Source organism: Corynebacterium sp. CQ3829_602738, from assembly GCF_054478435.1.
Window position 1 is genome coordinate 1,767,320 of sequence record NZ_CM137003.1, and the last position, 21,809, is coordinate 1,789,128.

16 protein-coding genes and 1 tRNA gene are annotated in these 21,809 nt (G+C 61.4%); 8 read left to right on the forward strand and 9 right to left on the reverse strand.

Features of this window, described 5'->3' with window-relative positions:
- The first annotated feature begins 66 nt into the window (after positions 1 to 66).
- Together ACX1NL_RS08520 and ACX1NL_RS08525 are read left to right on the forward strand one after the other, a co-directional pair.
- Positions 67 to 1,719, forward strand: coding sequence for an AbgT family transporter (locus ACX1NL_RS08520; RefSeq protein WP_458897884.1), 1,653 nt, complete (start codon positions 67 to 69; stop codon positions 1,717 to 1,719).
- Between the two features lie 160 nt (positions 1,720 to 1,879).
- A complete protein-coding gene (locus ACX1NL_RS08525; RefSeq protein ID WP_239356486.1) occupies positions 1,880 to 2,509 on the forward strand; it encodes a hypothetical protein in 630 nt (209 codons plus the stop codon).
- A gap of 546 nt (positions 2,510 to 3,055) precedes the next feature.
- Here ACX1NL_RS08525 and ACX1NL_RS08530 read toward each other — a convergent pair.
- Complete coding sequence (locus ACX1NL_RS08530) at positions 3,056 to 3,691, reverse strand: hypothetical protein (protein ID WP_239356485.1); 636 nt, start codon at positions 3,689 to 3,691, stop codon at positions 3,056 to 3,058.
- Between the two features lie 27 nt (positions 3,692 to 3,718).
- On the reverse strand, positions 3,719 to 3,982 hold the full coding sequence (locus tag ACX1NL_RS08535; RefSeq protein ID WP_239356484.1) for a hypothetical protein: 264 nt from the start codon (positions 3,980 to 3,982) through the stop codon (positions 3,719 to 3,721).
- Between the two features lie 134 nt (positions 3,983 to 4,116).
- Between ACX1NL_RS08535 and ACX1NL_RS08540 the strand changes: the two genes are divergently transcribed.
- Positions 4,117 to 4,189: transfer RNA gene (locus tag ACX1NL_RS08540), tRNA-Asn, on the forward strand.
- 154 nt (positions 4,190 to 4,343) lie between these two features.
- Here ACX1NL_RS08540 and ACX1NL_RS08545 read toward each other — a convergent pair.
- Positions 4,344 to 4,874, reverse strand: coding sequence for a hypothetical protein (locus ACX1NL_RS08545; RefSeq protein WP_239356482.1), 531 nt, complete (start codon positions 4,872 to 4,874; stop codon positions 4,344 to 4,346).
- Between the two features lie 120 nt (positions 4,875 to 4,994).
- A complete protein-coding gene (locus ACX1NL_RS08550) occupies positions 4,995 to 5,459 on the reverse strand; it encodes a hypothetical protein (protein WP_311390039.1) in 465 nt (154 codons plus the stop codon).
- Positions 5,460 to 5,920: 461 nt separating this feature from the next.
- On the opposite strand from ACX1NL_RS08550, the gene ACX1NL_RS08555 reads away from it, so the two are divergent.
- Together ACX1NL_RS08555 and ACX1NL_RS08560 are read left to right on the forward strand one after the other, a co-directional pair.
- Positions 5,921 to 6,919 carry an NADP-dependent oxidoreductase gene (locus ACX1NL_RS08555; protein ID WP_458897885.1) on the forward strand — a complete coding sequence of 333 codons (999 nt, stop codon included), beginning with the start codon at positions 5,921 to 5,923 and terminating at the stop codon, positions 6,917 to 6,919.
- A 9-nt stretch (positions 6,920 to 6,928) separates the two neighbouring features.
- Entirely contained in the window at positions 6,929 to 7,627 is a 699-nt protein-coding gene (locus ACX1NL_RS08560) for a type 1 glutamine amidotransferase domain-containing protein (protein WP_458897886.1), read from the forward strand.
- Between the two features lie 3 nt (positions 7,628 to 7,630).
- Here ACX1NL_RS08560 and ACX1NL_RS08565 read toward each other — a convergent pair whose 3' ends face one another.
- Positions 7,631 to 8,551 (reverse strand): ornithine cyclodeaminase family protein, encoded by a 921-nt coding sequence (locus ACX1NL_RS08565; protein ID WP_458897887.1) that lies wholly within the window; start codon positions 8,549 to 8,551, stop codon positions 7,631 to 7,633.
- A 66-nt stretch (positions 8,552 to 8,617) separates the two neighbouring features.
- The gene (locus tag ACX1NL_RS08570; protein ID WP_458897888.1) at positions 8,618 to 13,903 is read right to left on the reverse strand and encodes a lamin tail domain-containing protein; all 5,286 of its coding nucleotides are present in this window, start codon (positions 13,901 to 13,903) and stop codon (positions 8,618 to 8,620) included.
- Between the two features lie 346 nt (positions 13,904 to 14,249).
- Here ACX1NL_RS08570 and istA point away from each other — a divergent pair, with 346 nt between their 5' ends.
- Positions 14,250 to 15,893, forward strand: coding sequence for an IS21 family transposase (gene istA / locus ACX1NL_RS08575; protein WP_458897889.1), 1,644 nt, complete (start codon positions 14,250 to 14,252; stop codon positions 15,891 to 15,893).
- Positions 15,890 to 16,657: an ATP-binding protein gene (locus tag ACX1NL_RS08580; RefSeq protein WP_458897890.1), complete on the forward strand. Its 768-nt coding sequence runs from the start codon at positions 15,890 to 15,892 to the stop codon at positions 16,655 to 16,657. Before istA ends, ACX1NL_RS08580 begins: the two co-directional genes overlap by 4 nt.
- Before the next feature lie 341 nt (positions 16,658 to 16,998).
- Here ACX1NL_RS08580 and ACX1NL_RS08585 read toward each other — a convergent pair whose 3' ends face one another.
- The 3 genes from ACX1NL_RS08585 to ACX1NL_RS08595 all read right to left on the reverse strand — a co-directional run bounded on the left by ACX1NL_RS08585 (position 16,999) and on the right by ACX1NL_RS08595 (position 20,613).
- Positions 16,999 to 18,015, reverse strand: coding sequence for a D-alanine--D-alanine ligase family protein (locus ACX1NL_RS08585; protein WP_458897891.1), 1,017 nt, complete (start codon positions 18,013 to 18,015; stop codon positions 16,999 to 17,001).
- 124 nt (positions 18,016 to 18,139) lie between these two features.
- Complete coding sequence (locus tag ACX1NL_RS08590; RefSeq protein ID WP_458897892.1) at positions 18,140 to 19,549, reverse strand: hypothetical protein; 1,410 nt, start codon at positions 19,547 to 19,549, stop codon at positions 18,140 to 18,142.
- Between the two features lie 29 nt (positions 19,550 to 19,578).
- Positions 19,579 to 20,613 (reverse strand): hypothetical protein, encoded by a 1,035-nt coding sequence (locus ACX1NL_RS08595; RefSeq protein WP_458897893.1) that lies wholly within the window; start codon positions 20,611 to 20,613, stop codon positions 19,579 to 19,581.
- A 220-nt stretch (positions 20,614 to 20,833) separates the two neighbouring features.
- Between ACX1NL_RS08595 and ACX1NL_RS08600 the strand changes: the two genes are divergently transcribed.
- On the forward strand, positions 20,834 to 21,790 hold the full coding sequence (locus tag ACX1NL_RS08600; RefSeq protein ID WP_458897894.1) for a glycosyltransferase: 957 nt from the start codon (positions 20,834 to 20,836) through the stop codon (positions 21,788 to 21,790).
- Positions 21,791 to 21,809 lie beyond the last annotated feature (19 nt).

Genomic DNA, 21,809 nt, shown 5'->3' on the forward strand with positions numbered 1-21,809 from the left:
GTCGAGAAAATGTAAGGTGGCTCTCACCTTTTCACGACGAATTATCGCCGACCAGGAAGACCCACCATGACTGGATCAACCAAAGTAGAAAAAGGCCTGGAAGATCGCCCGGCCCCGGAGCACAACGCGGACCGCAAGGACAACAACCAGCAACAGGAGGGCATGTCCGGCTTCCTGGGCTGGATTGAAAAAGTCGGCAACAAGCTGCCGGACCCATTCTGGCTGTTTGTGATCCTCGCCGGCGTGGTGGCGGTGTCCTCCTGGCTGGCCAGCAAGGCGGGCCTGTCCGCGATCGACCCGGCCTCGGGCGAGGAAATCCACGTCGAATCGCTGCTCACCGGCGAGAACATCTCGCGCATGGTCACGGACGCGGTGGAGAACTTCATCGCCTTCCCGCCGCTGGGCGTGATCCTGGCGGTGATGCTGGGTGTGGCCGTGGCGGAGCAGACGGGCCTGCTCGCGGCGATGGTCCGCGCGATGGTGGACAAGGTCAGCCCGAAGATGCTCACGTTCATGGTCGCGCTCGCTGGCGTGACGGGTTCGGTGGCCTCGGACGCCATCTACGTGATCATCATCCCGCTGGGCGCGATGGCCTTCCACGCGGTGGGCCGCTCGCCGGTGGTGGGTGCGATGGTGGCGTTCGCGGCGTCGTCGGCAGGCTTTAATTCCTCGCTGATTTTGAACATCACCGACCTGCTGCTGGCCGGCATCTCCACCTCCGCCGCGCAGCTTGTCGACGAAGCCTACGAAGTTTCCCCGCTCGCCAACATCTACTTTGTCATCCCCTCCGCGGTGGTGCTGTCGCTGATCATCACGGCCGTGACGGAGCTGTTCGTGGACAAGAAGGCCGAGAACCTTGTCGACCACGACCACATCGACGAGGAGGAACTCCAACTCGACGAGTCCAACCAGCCCGACGACTCCCACCTCACCGACGACGATGACCTGTCGCTGACCCCACTCGAGCGCAAGGGCCTGTCCTGGGCCGGCATCACCCTCGTACTCAGCCTGGTGGCCTACTTCGCTCTACTGTTCATCCCGGGCTCGCCGTTCGCGCGGCCCGAGGAGGGCTTTATGGAGTCCCCGCTCATCCGCGCGATCGCAGTGCCGATCACCCTGATCTTCTTCGTCACCGGCCTGGTCTACGGCCTGATCGTGGGCACCATCAACAATGCCGCCGACATCCCGAAGTTCATGGCCAAGGGCCTGGAAACCCTCCTGCCGATTCTGGTGCTGTTCTTCGCCGTCTCCCAGTTCCTGGCGTGGTTCCAGTGGTCCAACCTGGGCCCCTGGACCGCGATTAAGGGCTCTGAGCTGCTGCAGTCCTGGGACCTGCCCAACGTGATCCTCTTCGCCGCATTCGTGCTGATGGTGACGCTGATCAACCTGTTCATCACCTCCGGCTCCGCACAGTGGGCGCTGATGGCGCCGGTGGTGGTGCCGATGATGATGTACGTCGACGTCTCCCCCGAAGTCACCCAGATGCTCTACCGCATCGGCGACTCGCCATCGAACATCATCACCCCGATGTCGCCCTACTTCGCCCTCGCACTGACCTTCCTGCAGAAGTACTACAAGAAAGCCGGCGTGGGCACCCTGATGTCGCTGGCGCTGCCGTACGCGGTGTCCATGCTGGTGGGCTGGTTCGTCTTCTTCATGATCTGGTACGCCCTGGGCATCCCGCTCGGCCCCGGCTCCCCGATGGGGTACCAGGTGTAGCTCGGGGGCGGTGAAGGCCCGGTTGCGTCCGTGCAGCCGGGCCTTTTGCTTATCGACGAGCCTCCGGCAAGACCCGTCACCCAATTCCCTGCAAAGCAGCTTGGCACGTGCTTAGATTCTATTGTCAGAATCTTCAACGAATCCTGCAAAGGAGAGCTCCGTGCCTAACGCGAAAGATCTCGAGCGTCAGCTCCGTGACTTCCAGAACTTGCTGCCCCAAATCGTCGGCTCTGTGCTGGCGATCATCACCGCCCTTGGCGTGATCCTTGGCGCCGTCGCCCCGGAACTGGGTGATAGCTCCAGCAACAACGGTGGCGGCAACTCCTCCCCGTCCGCCCCGTCGAAGCCGGGTAACTCGGGCAAGTACTCCAAGCCGGAGTTCGCCGACGGGAAGTACCTGCACACCCACCGAAACCGTATCCATGGAATCCAGTCCGGTGTCGACGTGACTCTCAACGGGAAGGACTACCCGATGTCACTGATCTCCACGAACGCAGACTGGTATGACCACTCGACGTTTGATGTGAACAAGAAGTACTCGACGCTAAATTACACCGCTGCGTGGGCTTCCAACATCCCGAACTCTGGCGGTGTCGGCGTGATCGAGGTTTATCTGAACGACGGCCTTCGTGATCGCGTAACGGTGAAGCCGGGCGAGGCCAAGAAACGTAGCGCCGACATCCGCGGCGGCGGCCGCGTCAAAATCATCATGTACGCCGTGGACAAAGTGGACGATAAGAAGAAGGTCAACTCGAACGGCCTCGCAATGCTCACTCCGACGCTGAAGTAAGCAAATAGCGCAATGCCCCACCTCAATCCGAGGTGGGGCACTTTCGTATCTGCAGAAGTGCTACTTCCCAATCTCCGCCGGCGTGCGAATCGGCACCTGGCGCGTGAGCCTCTCCAGCGCACCCTGCTCGCACAGAGTCCAGCCGTTGTAGCACCGCAATACATCCCGCGTTGCTTCGTACCGGCGGTCGGGATCGCACACCAACTTCCGTCGCATTTAGCCTGAATCGGACGGACAGATGCGCGCCACATCAGCCACAAGCACCACCCTGAGCGGCCTCCGCCGACCCTGAATTCAGGTTTTAGCCAAAACCCTAATTGGGGCAACACGCCTTGCGCAGCCTCAAAAATCGGACCAGCGAGTTAAGGGAGCGAAGACAGCCTCCCCCGCCGACGAATTCAGGCTTTCGCCTATACGCCAAAATCGCGCAACACTGACCCACTGCGATCCCAAAAGAAAAGCCGGCAGCGACACAATCCGCTCCCAGCTCAACTCCCCCTCACCCCCCAGCGCCCCAAGCGCCCGCGAACCCCCGAGGACGAGGAACTACTTCCCAATCTCCGCCGGCGTGCAAATCGGCGCCTGGCGGATGAACTCCTCCGGCGCGCCCTGCTCGCGTAGCGTGATGCCGTTGTAGCACCCGCGCGCCATGCCGTTCTGCTTCGTGCCGGCAGTCGGGATCACGGCCCACTTGCCGTTCGAGTTCTTGAAGTACAGGATCCAGTCCGTCTGGTTCGCACCCGCGATGGCCCACTTACCGTCGCAGAACATCACGTTGGTACCAGTAAAGTGCGGCCACTCCGGCACCACCGCGTCGAAAGCCTGCGGCGCGCAAGATCCACCAGCAGCCGCACCATTGTCCTTCTTCGTCAGCCCCGGGATCGCGAGCGCCGGCACCAGCGAGGACAGCCCCGCGGCCGCAGCCGGGTCCACAAACTCGGGTAGCTCCAGCCAGCCCTGCTGCACCGCGAAGTACCCGCCGGCGCCCACCGCGGCCAGCACGCCGAGGGTGATGCCGATAATCGCGCCCGTGCTTAACGACGAACCTTCGGCCTCCCCCGAATCCGCAGACGAACCCGTATCGGTAGTGTTTGCGCCCTCCTCAGCAAAGGTGGCAGGCGCAATGACGGCGGAGGTGGTGACGGCGGCGGCGACACCGAGTGCAAGCATCGGTTTCTTCATGCCCGCCACCTTATCGCGTTATCCCCGTCACTTCGAGGGGAACAGCGCAATTCCCCACACCCCCAACGCGACGGCGGCCGCCACGAGCACCCACCACAGCACCCCGCGCGGCCGCGAGAACCACTTGTCTGCAGCCAACCAAACGACGCTCGGAACGACCAGCGCCAGCCCCAGAAACGTCAGCGCCCGCCAGTCGTCGAGACGGTTCGCCGACAACAGGCACACCACACCGAAGCCCGCCAGCCCCCATGCGACGGCGTTTGTTCGGAATCCTCCTACCGGAATCAACATGCCCGCAACCCTACCCAAAAAATCCAACCGCATAGCCACCCCAGAAAACCCCGTTCAACCTGCCGATTTGGGCAAGTCAAACATCCCGCGCTATTGTTACATCTCGTTGCACAGCGCAAGCAACGGCAACATATTCCTCCATAGCTCAGTTGGCAGAGCATTCGACTGTTAATCGAAGGGTCACTGGTTCGAGCCCAGTTGGAGGAGCAAATACTTAACATCCCCTCACCAGACGGATTGCCTGGTTAGGGGATGTTTTTCTTGCTGTGTCGCTATTTCTGTTTCCGGGGGCTTCCGGGGTCTTTTGTAGTCAAAATGTAGCCACGGACAACGCGTGCCACCCCACACACCTGACAACACCTCACAAACCGGAAGTGTGAAGATCCTTCGCCCCATCAAGCAGGGGATCCTCCTCCGACGCCAGGTACCCGTCCACCTGTTTCACCAGGTTCATCGGCGGCAGCTCAAGGCCGAGATCAATTCCCATCACTTCAGACAGCCACTCGTTGACGGTGTAGAGGCTCCAGATCTTCTGCCGCGCTTGGCCGCCCCCAACAAAATCTGTCTCCACCGGGAAGCCCAAATCAGGGTGCGTGACCCATTTGTTCACCGCCTGACGGGTCACGCCCGTTAGTCGCGCTATGTCGCTCGTATTCGACAAGTGGGGGACGACTTCCACAAACTCAAGTTCGTCGTAAGCTCCCATTTGGCGCATGAGATCGGCCACCTCATAAAAGGCCTTCTCAGGAGAGCATTCCAGGTGCAGTTCCGCGATCGTCCAGCCATTTAGCCGGACGAAAGAAACCGCCGGGAAGGCGCTCTCGATCCGCTCGATGCGTTCTTCATCGTCAAAGTCAATGCCCAATACTCGCAGGCCTAAGACAATAGCCATCCTCTACCCCTCCAACACGCCCGCAGTTGTCAATTGACAACTAGTTAATCAGCATAGGGAAGATTTGCCAAGCCTGCAGCAGCCCGCCAGCGGCTACCGTCACCCCTCGGCTTCACTCCCCTATCCCTGTTGCAGCGTGTTTAGCCGCGCTCGAACTGACCTGTAGCGCTGCCAAGCAGCCTCCACGTCTCGACGTACCGGTTTGCTTTGACGCAACGGAGCAATTTTCTCGCGAGCACGGTTCAGATAGCCACGAGCACGATCCGCGATTCCTGAGACATCGCCCAAATCACCACCGTCGGCGCCCTCCCGTTCAATCACCGAGAGAATCCGCAGCGCCTCATTCTCCAACTTTGCTGCACGATCAAGCAGCGCTCTCCGCTCCTCATTCAGCGCAGCATTCAACAGTGCATTCGATGCCGCCTGTTTTTCTACCGCGCCAATCAGCATCTCCGCGCGGTCGAGAGCTTCGTGCGCCGCCGCGACCGAATCGGTGTGCTCCGCACCGTGTTCGCACAGCTGAATTATTCGGCGAGCTTCTTTCGCCTTGGCGGTGGGGTTCCTTGGAGTCGAGTCGAACCGCACCTCGCATTCCCCAGCTGGGCAACGGATCACAAAGCCCCCGTGGCTCTCCTTGGATCTTGCGGTCCATCCTAAAGACCTCGCCCGCTGCGCCTGCTCATTGCAGTCCTTGTCCTCTAGCTCTGGCCATCTATCCCCGGCCCTATATGTTTTCCTGGCCACCGCACCCCCCAGTGTCGCTTCCTCACGGATTCTAGCACCCGCTTAATCAGCCTCAAGCCCGATCGCTACCCCTCCCCAATCACTCTCGCCACCGCCAGGTCCTCCCACGGCATCCCGACGGTCTTGAACACCACCCGCTGCGCCGAAATCCCCAGCACCTTCACCCCGCAATCAGCGCTAAAGCTGCTCGCGGGGTGTTTTCGTTGTCGCGGCCAAGCGGAGGGCCAAGCGGAGGGAATAGCGACCTCCCCGTCCAACGTTCTTACCGTTGTTCCAGGAACAGCGATTAAAGGAGTAATGCGTTGACTACAGCCAAGCAATGGGTTCTCGCTTCTCGCCCGGAGGGCGCGCCGACCGCCGAGAACTTCCGCATGGAAGAGGTGGAGCTGCCAGAGCTTTCCGACGGCCAGATCCTCGTCCAGAACACCTTCTCCAGCGTCGACCCCTACATGCGCGGGCGGATGAACGACGTGGAGTCCTACATCGAGCCGTTCCAGATCGATGAGCCGCTCAACGGCACCGCGATCGGTACAGTCACCGAGTCCCGCTCCAGCAAGTTCAACGCGGGCGACACGGTCCGGCACTTCGCCGGGTGGCGCACGCACGCCGTCCTGAACGAGGACGAGGCGGAGCAGATCGACACAACCATCGCCCCTGCCGAGGCGTACCTGGGCATCCTCGGCCTGACAGGGCTTACCGCCTACGTCGGCCTGATCGCCGTCGGCGAAATGAAGGAGGGCGACGTCGTGTTCATCTCGGGCGCGGCAGGTGCTGTGGGATCGGCCGCAGGACAGATTGCGAAGCACCTCGGCGCGGCGAAGGTGATCGGGTCCGCAGGCTCCGCGGAGAAAATCGAATACCTCAAAAACATCGGATTCGACGAGGCGTTCAACTACAAGGACGGCGACGTCAACGGCCAGCTCGCCAAGGCGGCGCCGGAGGGCATCGACGTCTACTTCGACAACGTCGGCGGGGACCACCTCGAGGCCGCGGTCCAGAACGCGAACACGTTCGGCCGCATCGCCATGTGCGGTGCCATTGCGCAGTACAACGACACGGAGCCGGCACCGGGGCCGCGGAATCTGGGCCTTTCCATCGGCAAGTGCCTCACGCTGCGCGGGTTCGTGGTGGGCCAATACTCCCACCTGACCAAGGAGTTCCAGGAGAAGATCGCCCCGCTCGTCGTCGACGGCTCAATCGCGTTCGAGACCACGACGCGCGAGGGCATCGACAACATGCCGGCCGCGTTCCTCGAGCTGTTCGAGGGCGGTAACACCGGCAAGATGATCGTTAAGTTTTAGGAGGACACAATGACCAACGTTCTTATGGTCGTTTCAGCAGCAGACCACTGGACGCTTAACGACGGCACACCCCACCCCACCGGCTTCTGGGCCGAAGAGCTGGTAACCCCGTACTCGATCTTCACGGACGCTGGCTGGGACGTCGATGTGGCGACACCCGGCGGCAGAGCGCCAGTCGTCGATAAGGCGAGCCTCGATGACAGCGCCGGCGACGCTGGCACCCTGGCAGAGGTGAAAACGCAGCTGGAGAAGCTTGAACCCGTGTTGGCGAAGCCGCTCAACCTGACCGACGTCAACGCCGCGGACTACGACCTTGTCTTCTACCCCGGCGGGCACGGCCCGATGGAAGACCTCGCGGTGGACGAGACGTCCGGACGCATCCTCACCGAGCGCATGGAGAACAACGCGCCTGTGGCGCTGCTCTGCCACGCGCCGGCCGCGGTCCTCGCAACGGAGAACGCCCCCGGCGGCTCCCCGTTCGCCGGGCGAAAGATGACCGGCTTCTCCAACGACGAGGAACGCGCCGGTGGGCTCGCAGACAAGGCGCCGTGGCTGCTCGAGGACCGGCTCGTCGCCCTCGGCGCTGAGTACGAGAAGGCGCCGGAGCCGTGGGCGTCCTACGTCACTGTCGACGGCAACCTGTACACCGGGCAGAACCCGTCCTCGTCCAAGGAGCTCGCGGAGCGCCTGGTAAAGGACCTCGGCTAAGCCTCACCCCGCATGGACCTGGCCGGCGATAACCCGCGCCACCGCCAGGTCCTCCCACGGCATCCCGACGGTCTTAAACACGACCCGCCCCGCCGGATCCAGCGCCACATCCCCGCGCACAACCTCAGCCATCGTCGCCACATCCTCCCACGCAAGCGCCCCCTTCTCCACCGCGATCGCCACATCACCGGCCTCCCGCCGCGCAGCACCCACATCCTCCACAATCACCTGCGCACCCCGCAGCACATCCTCATGCAACTCCCGCGTATCCACCGTGTGCGCCCCCACAGCAAGCACGGTCGCATCAGCTCGCAACTGCCTATCGACGACCACAGGTTCCCCCGCAGAAGTCGCCACCACAACCAACCCGGCACGCCCCAACACCTCATCAGCCGCAGCACTCCCCGACTCCACCCACGGGTACGGCAAATCCGCCGGCTCGCTCCGCGAGATAAACGTCACCGACACCTCCCGCACCCCTGCAAGCACATCCTCAACCGTGCGCGCATGCGCCCGCCCCTGCACACCCGCGCCGACAATCACACACTCCAACGGCTCGCTCGACGCCCGCAACCGATCCAACACCCCCGCCACAGCCACCGCCGGTGTCCGCACCTCCGTCAGCGCCGCGGCATCCATCACGACCTCCGGCGTGAGCGTCTCCCCGCCCATGAGCAGGTACGACCCCTGGACCAGCGGCACATCGACGGTCGAGCCCGCCGGCTGAATCCCCAGCACCTTCACCCCGACCGCGCCATCCAGCGCCGACGGCAGCAGGTGCATCTCCCCGTGCGGCAGCGCCACCTTCTGCCGGTGCGGATCGGTGGCGGGGTCGAACCCGCCCTTCAGCACCTCCCGCAACGCATCAACCGCCGCACGTGGCGCGACCGCGGACATGACTTCGCTGTACTCCAAGTTGCGCATGCGGCCGAGCATATAAAAAGTGGACGCGGCGCAACGCAGCCGCATCCACTCGCCTGGGAGCTTGGTTTACGGGAGCATGTCGAGGAACTGCTCGTAGTACTCCTGCAGGTCAATGCCCATGTAGTTGAGCAGCGCGGCAATCAGGCCGACCGCCCCCAGCGCACCAAGCAGGGAGAGCAGGATGCCCAGCGGGGTGATGGTGACGCTCGAGCCAACGGTCACGGAGCTGCCCTCGTTCGGGAACTGTTCGTCGGTGACACGGTCGTCAGGCTTCTCGACGGTCGTTGCGACCGTCGTCGGCACCTCCACAGTCGTCGGAACAGTGACGGTCGTCGGGGTGACCACGGTGGTGGGCACGGACTTGGTCACCGTCGTGTTCGGCGCGGTGGAAACCTCCTCCACGGTAGAGGTCACCGTCGTCGGCGTGACCACAGTTGCGGAAGTCGTCACCGTTTCGCGGTGCGTGACCGCCGGTTCGGTGACACGGTCGCCAGGCTTCTCGACGGTCGTTGCCACCGTCGTCGGCACCGTAACGGTCGTCGGGGTGACCACCGTGGTGGGCACGGACTTGGTCACCGTCGTGTTCGGCGCGGTGGAGACCTCCTTTGCGGTGGAGGTCACCGTGGTTGGGGTAACCACGGTCGTCGAGGTCGTCACCGTTTCGCGGTGCGTGACCGCCGGCTCGGTCTCGGTGACCTTCTCGGTCTCCGTGGCCGTCTCCTTAATGGTCTCCCTAGCGGTTTCCGTGTGGGTCACCGGGTCTGCGGACACAGACGTCGTGGTGGTCGCGGTGACGGTTGCGGTGGGCTGCTCTGCCGAGGTCTCGGGCGCCGAGGTTTCAGGCACAGACGTCTCCGGGGTCTCCTCCGCCTCCGCGGGCGCGGTGAACACGCGGAAGTCGGAGTAGCGCGGGTCGGGGCCGCCGGTGGCGGATGCGTCGCGTTGCGCGCGTGCGTACCAGAGGTACTCCGCGCCCGGTTCCAGGTCGTCCCATGCGAACTCGGCGGCGGTGCCGTCGGAAAGCTGGGCAGATCCCAGCTCCACCGGTGCGCCAAAGGCGGCGATGCCGGCGGTAGTCACCTGCTTGTCGTACTGCAGGTCGGCGTCGTAGACGAACTCGTCGGATTCCGGGGTGTAGCCCAGATCGCGCGGGTCGTTTTTCCACGGTTCGAAAGACTGCAGGCGCGGTGAGTATGCGTTGGCGGCGACCTTCCCGGAGTCCAGGTCGAACTGGTACAGGCGTGTGTACAGGGCGTCGCGGGCGCCGTCCTCCTCGTAGGACTGGTAGTCGGCGACGGTCTCGATGACGTGGGTGCCGTCCTCACGCTCGGTGATGCGCTGGCGCACACCGTGCAGGTGCCCGGAGAAGACCAGCACGACGTTGGAGTGGGGTTTGACTAGGCGGTCGAACAGCAGGTCGCCCTGGGCGGTCCAACGGCCGTTGTCCGGGTTCGAGCGGGCGTCCTCCTCGGGGCGCAGGTACTCGTGGGTGGAGAAGATCACGTTGTGCTCCGGGTGGTCCGCGATGACCTTGTCAGCCCAGTCGATCTCCTCCTCGGAGGAGTCGAAGCCCATCTGCAGGAAGAGGAACTTCGCGCCGTCGCGCTCCACGGTGAAGAAGTTCGACGCGTTGCCGTCCGGTCCGTGGCCACCCCACCAGGGGTTGGACTCGTAGCGCGAAGCCGGGAAGTACTCGTTGAACATCTCGTTGGATGCGCCCCACACGTTGTCGTGGTTGCCCGGCAGAATGCCGTAGGGCATGCCGGCATCCTCGAAGATCTTCATGATCTCGGAGGCGCGTTCAAATTCCAGCACCGCACGGTCCGGCTCCTGATTACCGCGCAGCCAGTTCTGGATCACGTCGCCAGTGTGCACGGAGGCGATGATGTCGCGCGCGTCCTTGTTCGCGGCCAACCACGCGATCATCTGGGTATACGACGTCGGGTTCTGCTCGGTGAGGTACTGCGAATCCGTCACGTGCGCGATGGCGAGGTCGTACTCGCCCGGAGTCTTGAACATTTGGTTCGTCTCGCCGTTGGAATCGCTGAACGGATCCGCCACGCGCTTGCCGTCCTGCACCAGCACGTCCACGGTGCCGTCGCGGTAGAAATCGGCAACAGCACCGGTGCCCACAAGGGTGACGTCGGCACCTTCTTCACCTGCCGCGGTGTCCACGCGCTGCCACTGGCCAGTCGTGTGGTTGAAGAAGTACATCTGCAGCTCGTGGCGGTCGCGGGAGTGGCCGCGCCACGCAATCGACACCACACTGTCCTCCGGACGCTCCACCGCCAGCTCGAAGCGCTGGTACGGGAACTCGCGGCCGGTGTCCTGCGCCTGGTCCATCTTGCGCACGTCCGCGGCGCGGGTCTCGCCCTCGCCGACGCGCGTATCCAGCGCCGCCTGCGGGGAGGCGCCGATGAAGCCGGCGGACTTCGACCAGTCGATCGCAGCCGTCTTCGCGCCGAACGCGGTCACGTCGGCGTCGGAGGTGCCGGTGGCGGTCAGGGGCGTGCCGTCGGAAAGCGAAGGCACCCCGGTGCGGGCCGCGCGCTCGACCTCGACCGGGTCGAGGGAACCGTCGACGGGTTCGGTCACGTCGCGGTACTCCGGGCCGTCCGCGGACCCCGGGGTGGCTGGGGCGGTGACAAAGTCCGCCCAGTTGTTGCCGGTGGACTGCACGCGGTGCCAGGCGTAGTCATGCTTCTGCGCCTCCTCGATGGAGGTGAACCGCATGCGGCGGTCCAGCGGCACACCTGCCGACGAGCACGGCCCCTCCGGCGCATTAGTCACCTTGCCCACGTCGTCGTAGTAGACGCCGACGGCGTCCAGGAGCGTGCCGGCGGCGTCCGTGATCGTGGCGCCGTAGCCCTCCTGCTCGAAGGTGGCGTCGGTTTCAAGCGCGTCCTTCACACCCGCCTCCGGCCTAGCGACGGTGAGCACGCCGCCCGGCGCGAGCGAGAACCCGTCGGGCACCACCGCGGCCGGGTCCATCATGCGGCGCCCGTCGGCGGCGCAGTAGTCCACGCGCAGCCCGGACAGGTCCGCGGGCGCGGTGCCGTTGTTGATGATCTCGATGTACTGCGCCTTCTGCCCGCCCTTGTCGCCGGGGCGGCCGGCGGCGATCTCGTTGATCACCACATCGCCCGTCTTGGGCTTCTGCACCTCAATCGCCGAAACCTCCGGGTCGTATTTACCCGGGGTGCGGATCGCGCGGACATAGTCCTTGGCGTTGTCGCCGGTGAACGCGACGCGCTGGTAGGACTCGCCGGTGGCGAAGTCGAGCGTGTCGCTCAGCGGCTCGCCCACCGTGCACGGGGAATCGACGCGGTCGAACACGCCGACGGAGTCCACCACGTTGCGGTCCTTGTCCACCACCATCAGGCCGAAGCCGTCCACGGCGTTAAACGAGGTGCCGTACGTCGCGTCCGGGTCCTCCACGGTGGAGTCCGCGCCCTTGCGCGCGGCGGTGAAGACTTCGCCCGGCGCCATCTCGCCGTCGGGCAGGCTCAGCTGCAGCATGTCCTCGTACACGCGGCCGGTGCCGGTGCAGCGGTAGACCTGCCACCCGGTGACGTCGACAGGCTTGTCACCCGTGTTGGTCAGCTCGAAGAAGTTGTCGCCGGTACCGCCCGGGCCGCCGTTAGTGACCTCGGTGATCTTCACCGGCGAATCCACGCGCTGGTGCTGCGGGGCCTCTGCGTTGCGACGACCAGGGGTCCTCTCCGCCACCACAAAATCCTTGCGGTCATCGCCCGTGATGTCCACGCGCTGCCACGACTCGCCGTGCAGGCCGTTGAGCACGCCGGGAAGCGGCTGGCCCGGCGCGCAGAAGCTCTCCACGTCCGCGCGGGCGGAGCCGACGCGGTCCACGATCTTGCCGTCCTGGTCGAAAACCAGCAGCCCGTACTGGGTAGCAAAGGAGATGCCGAAGGTGGTGTCCTGCGCCGCGCGGATGTCCGCGCCCGCCTGGCCGGAGCGGCCCGCGGTGAAGCGCTGCCCCGGCTCGAGCACCACGCCGTTCAGCTGCTCGGCGGAGACCTGCGGGACGGACGCGCGCACGCCGGTGCCGATGCAGCGGTACACGCTCCAGCCGGTCATATCCTGCGGCGCGTCGCCGTAGTTCTGCAGCTCGAAGAAGATGTCGCCGTTGCCTCCGGGGCCAGTATTGGTCATCTCGGAGACCAGCACGTTCGCCCCGCCGGTGGTGTGCGGCTCCTCGTGGGTGTATTCGGGCGTCTTCTCTTCGGCGGGCTTGCCCACCTCGATCGTGCCCGGGGTGCGCTTCGCCGCCACGAAGTCGGACGCGTTGTCGCCGGTGTTGGAGGTGCGCTGGTAGGACACGCCGTCGGCGGCGTCCAGGCTGGTGTACGGCAGCGGCGTGCCGTCCGCAGCGGCGGAGTCCTGGTTGTCCGCCCAGGCGACGCGGTCCCAGACGGCACCGGAGGCGTCGTAAAGCACCACGCCCGCTGCCCCCTCGGTGAAGTCGCGGCCGCCCTCATCGCGCGGCACAACGACAGCCTCTCCGGGCCCAAGCTTCTCGACGGGCATCCGCCCCGCCCACACATACCCCGCGAAACGGCGCCCGAACTGGTTGACCACGTCTACCTGCAGATCCGTGACGTCGACCTCCGTATCGCCGAAGTTGGCGATCTCAATCAGGCCCTCCCCGTCCGCGCCAGTGTGCGCGACCTCGGAGATGAGCACGTCGCCGCGCTTCGGCGCCGCCGACGGCTCGGTGGCGTTCTCCTTGCCCGGGGTGCGCGGCGCGCGGATGAAGTCCGCGGCGTTGTCGTCGGTGTCCTGGGTGCGCTGGAAGCTCTCGCCGGCGGCGGAATCCGTGGTGTTGGCCAGCACGGTGCCCTCGCCGCACGCCTGGTTGGCGGTGCCCGGGAATTGGACCGCGACAGCGTCGACGTCCTCGCCCGAGCTATCGCGCAGCAGCGCGCCGTAGGACTCGTTAGCCAGCGAGGTTTTGTAGCGCTGCTTCACGTCCGCGTCCGCGATTGTGGATTGATCGCTCTCCCTGGCGAAGACCCAACGCTCCCCCGCACCGATCGTGCCCTCAAGCGTATTCTGCGGCGCCGACGCCACCGAACCGGTGCCGGTGCAGCGGAACAGCTCCCAGCCCGTGACGTCCACCGGCTGGTCGCCCCAGTTGGCGACCTCGATGAAGTTGTCGTGGTAGCCGCCCGGACCACCGTTTGCGATCTCGCTGATGACCACCTGGCCGCCCGACTGCGCAGCCGCGTCCGCGGCCTTCGCCGGCGCCACCGCAGCAACCATCGGCAGCGCGATGACGACGCTGGACACAAGGGCGGTGCACCCGCGCACCGCCCGTTTCCGAATTCCCATTTTCAGTTCCTTAGCAATACGTTGCGCCCCTTTCTGGGGCGCATACAAAGGAATTTAAAGGTGAATTGGGAACCTGCGCTTACCTTAAGGTGAAATGTGAATTAACTTAATTCTCTTAGGCAGGTGACCAACTGCGGAAGCGAGTCCAGCACCTATTTGCGGCCCGGCTCGTTGCGGAAATCTTCAGCGGTAATCTTCTCCTGTTGCGACCGGCTAGTTGGTAGCGGTGTGGTGACTTTCGGGTAGCGGTTCAGTGGGTTTCCGGTAGCGGGGTTGGCGGTGGCGGGTGATGCTTTCGGGTGGTTGCGCCACAGGGGTGTAGCCGGTTACCGGAAGGAGTCCGCTGATGACGGATTACCGGGCGGTGATGAAGCTGCTTGTGCAGCAGCGTTCGTACCGCCAGATTGAACAACAGCTCGGGTGCTCGCACCGCACGATTTCCCGGTCGAATCAGGTGCTTCGATCCCTTGGGATTCGCACCGTCGACCAGGTTTTGGCGTTGACGGATGATGAGCTCGACGAGTTATTCGTAGATGGGCGCAGTACCGGCCAGGGCGAGTTCGTCCCTATCGATTTTGATGCGGTGGTCAAAGCCCGCACGGGGCGTAACAAGCAGACACTGCAAGTGCTGTGGGCGCGCTACACCACCACACCTGCTTTACCCGGCCAGCTCCATTACAGCTACGACCGGTTTCGCCAGTTGGTGGCGTCTCATGTCGATGCGGCCGGTTTGACCGCACGCATCACCCACACACCGGGGCACACCATGCAGGTGGATTGGGCAGGCACCAAGATGCGCCTGTTAGACCCTTATGGCGCACCGGGGGTGAAGGTCAGCGTGTTTGTCGCCTCAATGCCGTATTCAGGGATGATTTTTGCCCTCGCATGTCCGGATGAGCGCCAGCATTCCTGGCTTGATGCCCACCACCACGCGTTCGCCTACTTCGGGGGCGTGCCTGAGGTTGTGGTGCCGGATAATGCCTCGACTGCGTCGAACGCGATCAGCGCGGCGGATCGAAACCGCAAAGTCAACGACACCTACGAGCAGTTTTTGGAGCATTACAACACCGCAGCACTGCCCACGAGGGCGAAACGGCCGAAAGACAAAGCCAATGTCGAAGCCGCAGTCAAGATCGTCACCCACAAGGTCATCCACGCACTCGATGGCCACCAGTGCGTCGACCTTGACGAACTCAACACGCGCATGAGGCAGTTGGTTGACCAGATCAACCAGGCGGTACCGTTTCGTCACCAGCAGTCAAGCCGCAAAGACATTTTCGATGCGCATGAAAGGCACCTGTTGACAGCACTTCCCGATACCCCGTGGCAGCGCACCGAGTGGAAACGCGCCAAGATCGCCCCAGATTTCCACATCACCGTAGCCAGCGTGAGGTACTCCGTGCCGCACCAGCTCGTTGGCCGCACTGTCGATGTGCGCATCACCGGGCAAGTGCTCACGGTCTTCGATGGTGGCCGTGCCGTTACAACCCACACGCTTGCCCACACCCGCGGGGCGTATGTCACCGATGCCGACCACATACCGGCGAACATGGATCACACCCAGGGACTGTGGACGAGCGATTACTTCCTGCGCGAAGCCCAAAAGATCGGCCCGGCGACACGCACCGTCATCGAGGAAATGATCGCGGCGAAAGCAATCCCGGCCCAGGCGTACCAATCGTGCAGGAACGTGCTGTCAATGGGCAAACACGCCAACAAGCTCGTGTTGGAAGAAGCATGTAAGCGCTTGGTCTCCTCCGACGGGACCCGCCGGGCGGTGTCCTACACCGCGGTCAAAAACATGATGGCCGCCGTACGCAAAGAAGCCGCAACCCGACCACACGGCTTCGACCAACCGGCACCGGCCACACCTGGGCATCGGGCCCACGCACCCGCCGCTGCCACACGCGACACCAGCGGCGCCTACCTCGGTGGCGCAGCACAGTTCAGTCTGGACAACCTCATCAAGAAAGGAACCACAACGCCATGACCCCACCGACCCCGCCTCAAGAGCGTTTCCTCGACGAATCCGTCCTCGCGGACTTCACAGCGATGCGCATGACAGCCTTCGGCAAAAGCGTCATCGACATCGCCAACGACCCAGCCTTCGACACGTGGACCTTCTCCCAAAAGGTGCTCTACGCACTCGACAAAGAAGTCGCGGCCAGACGCGAACGCCGCATCAACAAACTGCTCAAGGCATCACGATCGCCAAACCCCGATGCCTGCCTCGAAGACGTCGTCTACGCACCTGACCGCAACATCAACCCAGAACAAGTCAGCCGACTCGCTCACGGACAATGGTGCCACCTGGGCCAAAACATTGTCATCTTGGGCAAATCCTCAGTCGGCAAGACCTACCTCGCCCAAGCTCTGATCACCGCAGCATGCCGCAACGACTACTCCGCCAGGTTCTACCGCACCGACATGCTTGCCGCGCACTTCGCAGTGATGCCGCTCGACGACCCAGCCCGGCTCAAACGCACCCGCGAGTTGATCAGCGTCGACGTGTTAGTCCTCGACGACTTCCTCACCACCCCAGTCGACGCCGCCACCGCGCACCTGCTCTTCAACATTCTCTCCGAACGAGAAGGCAACCGATCAACAATCGTGACCTCACAGTTCACCCCGCAAGACTGGTACAGATCCATCCCGGACGCCGTCATCGCCGAGTCCATCCTCAACCGACTCATCGCCGGCGCCGAAATCATCACCCTCGAAGGACCAAACATGAGACTGGAAGCTAACCAGTAACACACAAAGCGCCTGAGCAGGGACCCGCTACCGGATCCCCACTCAAGCGCTACCACAAACTCACCACACCGCTTCCATTTCGATCTTCTAAACACTTCTCCCAATAGAGCTAGGCACCCGAAGCGCTTTCGATACGACCTCGGAGACTTCTAGTGAAGGCACAGCCTTGCGACCTTAAACGGAATAGATTCCGCTTTCCGCTTTGCAAACTACGTTCCAGCTTGTCTAACCCAGGTCCCGTGTTTATGCCGGGAGCCCTTCCACTAGACCAAGCTGAGCGTGGCCCCAAAAAGGTCCTAGCGTATTTCGACTACTCGAATGGATGGGACTGCCCCAGCCTCCTATCCACGTTGCAACGTCGCCCGAATCAGCGTGTCCAGCAGCTCCGGGTAATCCACGCCGGTGGCGGCCCACACCTGCGGGTACATGGAGATAGTGGTGAAGCCGGGCATGGTGTTGACCTCATTGAGCACCGGCCCGTTGTCGGTGACGAAGAAGTCCACGCGCGCCAGCGACTTGCAGTCCAACGCCCGAAAACAGGTCACCGCCATCTCCTGCAGCTGGGCGATCAGCTCGTCGGAGTACGGCGCCGGGATGGTGGCGGTCACGCCTTCTTCGAGGTACTTGGTCTCAAAGCCGTAGAAGCCCTCCGCGGAGTCCTCGGTGCCGTTGAGCTTGGCGGGAACGGACGCGGCGATGGTGCCGTCGGGGCGCTCGAGCACGCCGACTTCCACCTCGTCGCCGACTAGCTCGGCCTCGACGATGACTTTGCCGTCGGACTCGAGCGCCAGCGACACCGCGGCCGGCAGCGCCTCCCAGCTGGTCACCTTGGACACGCCGATAGAAGACCCGCCGTTGGCCGGCTTCACAAACACCGGCAGACCAAGATGCGTGCGCTCCGCCTCGGTGAGCTCGCGCGCGCCGTTCAGGATCACCTCGCGCGTGACCGGAATGCCGGCCGCCGCCACCAGCTTCTTCGTGTATTCCTTGTCCATCCCGCACGCGGACGCCAGCACGCCCGGGCCGACGTACGGCACCCCGGCCATCTCCAGCAGGCCTTGGACCGTGCCGTCCTCGCCGTACTTGCCGTGCAGCACCGGGAAGACGGCGTCGATGGTGGTGATGGTCTCGCCGGAGGTGACGTCGTAAAGCACCCCTTTGCGCTGCGGATTCAACGAGAGCGCAACCTCGCGCCCAAGCTTCACGACGGGAAGCTCCGCCCCTTCCGCCGGATTCGCCACACCCTCAACCCACACGCCTTCCTGCGTGATGCCGATGGGAAACACCTCGTAGTCTGCGGGCATGTGGGCCATGACCGAGTCGGCGGAGATGCAGGAAATCGAGTGCTCGGTGGACATGCCACCGTACAAAACAGCTATACGAATCACGGAGAGTAACTTACTCGACCTTGCCTGTATCAATCCGAGGGACACAAGCGAATCAGCAACTGTCGAAAATGTATCTGCCTGGAAATCGAGCTTTCTAAGGCCAACTCTGTGGATTAACAGGATAATCAAGGAGCTGGGGAGCTCCGATGGAGATCATCCGGTAGAAGACTGACCCATCTAGCTGGTCTTCCACTGAAACTGAAAGGAATTGTTCAATCATAGCCGTGTTGTTGAACGGGTTAAGTGGCTCACCGTAGAAGTGCTTTTCCACGCTGGATGGCCCGTGCCACATACCCATCCTGTGGGCCCAATAGTATTCGTCAAATGGATCGAGATAGCCACTGAATCCACCCATCGCGTCCAAAAAATGGCCAAACATGGACTCAACCTGCTCAAGATATCGATTGCGCCCATAGGACTCGACTTCTTTTTTGGCAGTACGGGACAATGTCCGCATATATGCTGCTGACAATCCCGAAACACTGTCAGGCGCCACGATCTCATTCGCCCATTTACGCCGACTATAGAATCGCTGTCCAATTTCGAGAATGTTCGTAGTAAAAACTGCAGTGTCCCCGGCCCCTAACCACTTTCGTAGGGTCGGCACAGCTGACCAGTGATGATCCCAATAGTGCGCTTTCTCAAGAGCTTCTTTCAGCCTTGGCCCCGGAAGCTGCTGAGGAAGGACCGAATGTTTCAACCCTAGTCCTGCGCAAATGCTAGCAGCTAAGTTCCGATCAACCTCGGTCCCTACGCCTGAGCCGTAGGTGAACATTTCCGGCTCATATCCTGCTCCCATCGCCACCGAAAGTGCGACCCGTGAATCGAGGCCCGCTGTGAGTGCCATCTTGAACGGCCGCGAAGCAACCAAGTTTTCAAACGCCAGTTTCGACATTTCGAAAACCTCGCGCGCCACGCTCTCAGTCGAAAGCTTTGGTAGAGGTGCGTTGGGCCAATACCGTGTCAATTTTCCAGTTCGGAAGTTGAGCGTAAAATTAGGGGGGAGGATTTTCACCCCTTTGTACGGGGTAAAGTTCCCCGGGAATGCGCTTGAAAATGGTAAATCATATCTCTCATTTTCCGTTTCAGATAGCTCAGCCAAGAGGCGTGCGTGAGAGCCGACTAGTCCTCCGCCTTCTCGATAGAAGACCGGCATCATCCCGGTAGCATCCCCCACTAACGAGAAATCTTCCCGGCTTCCGAAAACGATTGCGTATCTACCTGCAAGATGCGGAAGCTCTCGGTAGAAGGATGATTCACCAGCCTTCAAGGCCTCAAGTAAACGTGACGCTACCGATCCCTCGCGACTAAAAGTGTCCACACAAGATCCCAAGACCGAAACGAACTTTCCGGCCGACGGATCTTCAGATGTTTCGAGTTTCGTAGAAGCCTCTACTTGCAAACCCGGAATTTCCGAGATTACGTTGAAGCTTTCCCGGGGGCTCCTTTGATCTTCCGCAATAAAGAAGCCCTTCAAATAAGGTTGCATATCTACTCCACCCATACGACGTAAAAATAACAAACGGAGACAGTTTAATCTACCCATCGATAGTGGTCACAGACACTATCAGTTGGCTTTGTAGGAGCTCCCATGGAGGGGAACGTATGCATTGTTAGGGCAGGCCTAGTATTTATTTCCAGAACCCTAGCTCCCTGTGCGCTGTCCAAGGATTCAACTAGCAGGTCGACGGCAGCCACCTCCAGCTTCGGAAAGGACCGCACCGCATCGACTGCAAGGTCGGTGAGTGCGGAACAAACCAATGGCGAAACCTCAACGGTCACAGCACCTTTACCAACCACGGGGAGGGTGTTGAGAAATACAACTTCCCCCAATGCTGGCACAGACTTATTCGCATAGCCTTGCATACCCAGAAAAGCGTCATCGATATAGACTTCAGCTGCTGAAAGTTGTGCGTTAACTTTCCGCTTCTCCCGGTCAGCCTTCAGAAGCTCTGCGATATCCGATCTCCCGTCCCCCACCACGAAGGGTTGCATCCTGGTGGCGGCTGCAACGCAGCGACCACCGACAACGTACGTCCTCAAGTCGAACCCAATTAGCTGCTCTTCGAGCATAACCCTGGGCTCTCCAACATTATTCTCACTTGCCTGCTTCCAAGCCGACCGAAAGGTCCCCAAATCGGTCACGTTAACAGTGACGCCACGAGACACTGCCCCGTCCAAAGGTTTAACAACAACAGGTGCTGGCAATTTTTCAAAAAGGTACTCCCCAATCTTAGGCTGAGTCGATGGCACCGTGAAACCAAGAGGCACGGGCACGCCAGCCAGCTGCAGTACCATTTTGGTCTGCTGTTTATCGTTAATCAGATGATCTATGACCGCTGGATGCTGTCCGAGTTTCGTTCCGGAAACCTCCCCCCTGGCCACTCCTTCTTTGTCGGTCACCGTGTAACGTCTCTTATTCGTTGAATGCCTTTTCAACTGCCAGCCTTTAGGGAGTGAACGGGATAGTTCCTCCGCTGATGACGTAATCGGCCCTAGCGCGTTGTATTGAAGTCCCGCCTGGACAATATGACGTGAAACAAATTCCTTGTGCGGTTCGAATACCATTCGAGGATCCTCCAATTCGATATGGTTTCTTTTCCATTTAGCTCTTGACCGATTATAGCTACAAATTGGCTACGTAATTCTTGCCATTGCCACAATCCCGAGGTTGCAAACTCTCTCCCCCTCGAGATCTATCACTACTACCTATTCCCGAGATATAGCTGTCCAAAGATATGTCAGACAGCCTTCAAAGTAGACTTCGAAAGAAAGTTATAATTGATTTATGCTGGCGAATTTTCTAGGTCACACTCGCTTTAGTCTCTATGATCCCACCTCTCCGTCCTGGCGACTCGCTAGATTTGAAGGCAGGAGAAAAGAGAGTGAATACCTCAAACAGCTCTACTCGCCAGAGCGCATGGGAAGTAGGGTTGAAATCTTTTTTGACCATTCGTTACCTACACTCGCCAAAGCTGCTGCCGCCCACAACTTAGTCCATGTCGTGAGCTACTCCGAGGAGTTGCCGCACAAGTATCGAGCGTATTTGGAATCTGCTGACGAAACATATGCTTGGCTTCGTCTTGATAGGCGATCGGAAGGCAACCGTAAAGGACGCCCCCTAGAGAAGTGGGCGCAGCAAGAATTTCGCGCGGGAGATATCTTCGGAGAATTCCGTTTAGACGACGACGATATTTTGGGTGTCAATTTTCTCGACACGCTAGCGGACTATTTAACCCCGGAGAACGTTGGACGCTACGTATCTTTTGGATATGGAGTTCAAGCCTTCTACGACGCGGGCAAGTTCCGGGAACCACGCGTGGAGCATCGCCCAAAAATCGCAATTGGACTAACTCGGGTTTGCCAGATGAACGCCAACGGGACGATCAACGGCCCCAAAAGAGTTGCACACACCAAAACCGACATGGTCGCACCTGTAATTTTGGATAGCCGAGCAATACAATTCCTGCACTCAATTCATCTCAATCAAGATTCAGGCGTGAATAAGCCTGATGGAGATCTTGGCAATCGCTTCCGCAACTACCTCAACCAGCCGAAACTCGAAGCAGTAGAAATGTTCACAGAATCCTTTCCAACAGTGGATGTTGGAGAAGACATGTCCGAGTTTCTTAAATTCAACGCCTTAGCGAAGTCACACTCGAACCTCAAGTCAGTCTCGGGCACTCTCTCCGCCGTTCGCAAGAGGTTAATTGCCGTATTTCTCCAAGCAACTTTAGGAAAGTGAATCAGCTTTTATGCTGTTA

Coding starts and splice junctions, on each gene's coding strand:
- ACX1NL_RS08600 (WP_458897894.1), top strand. CDS start 20,834: ATGCTGGCGAATTTTCTAGGTCACACTCGCTTTAGTCTCTATGATCCC.
- ACX1NL_RS08545 (WP_239356482.1), bottom strand. CDS start 4,874: ATGGCTATTGTCTTAGGCCTGCGAGTATTGGGCATTGACTTTGACGAT.
- ACX1NL_RS08560 (WP_458897886.1), top strand. CDS start 6,929: ATGACCAACGTTCTTATGGTCGTTTCAGCAGCAGACCACTGGACGCTT.
- ACX1NL_RS08595 (WP_458897893.1), bottom strand. CDS start 20,613: ATGGTATTCGAACCGCACAAGGAATTTGTTTCACGTCATATTGTCCAG.
- ACX1NL_RS08585 (WP_458897891.1), bottom strand. CDS start 18,015: ATGTCCACCGAGCACTCGATTTCCTGCATCTCCGCCGACTCGGTCATG.
- ACX1NL_RS08520 (WP_458897884.1), top strand. CDS start 67: ATGACTGGATCAACCAAAGTAGAAAAAGGCCTGGAAGATCGCCCGGCC.
- ACX1NL_RS08580 (WP_458897890.1), top strand. CDS start 15,890: ATGACCCCACCGACCCCGCCTCAAGAGCGTTTCCTCGACGAATCCGTC.
- ACX1NL_RS08535 (WP_239356484.1), bottom strand. CDS start 3,982: ATGTTGATTCCGGTAGGAGGATTCCGAACAAACGCCGTCGCATGGGGG.
- ACX1NL_RS08530 (WP_239356485.1), bottom strand. CDS start 3,691: ATGAAGAAACCGATGCTTGCACTCGGTGTCGCCGCCGCCGTCACCACC.
- ACX1NL_RS08565 (WP_458897887.1), bottom strand. CDS start 8,551: ATGCGCAACTTGGAGTACAGCGAAGTCATGTCCGCGGTCGCGCCACGT.
- ACX1NL_RS08570 (WP_458897888.1), bottom strand. CDS start 13,903: ATGGGAATTCGGAAACGGGCGGTGCGCGGGTGCACCGCCCTTGTGTCC.
- ACX1NL_RS08590 (WP_458897892.1), bottom strand. CDS start 19,549: ATGGGTGGAGTAGATATGCAACCTTATTTGAAGGGCTTCTTTATTGCG.
- istA (WP_458897889.1), top strand. CDS start 14,250: ATGACGGATTACCGGGCGGTGATGAAGCTGCTTGTGCAGCAGCGTTCG.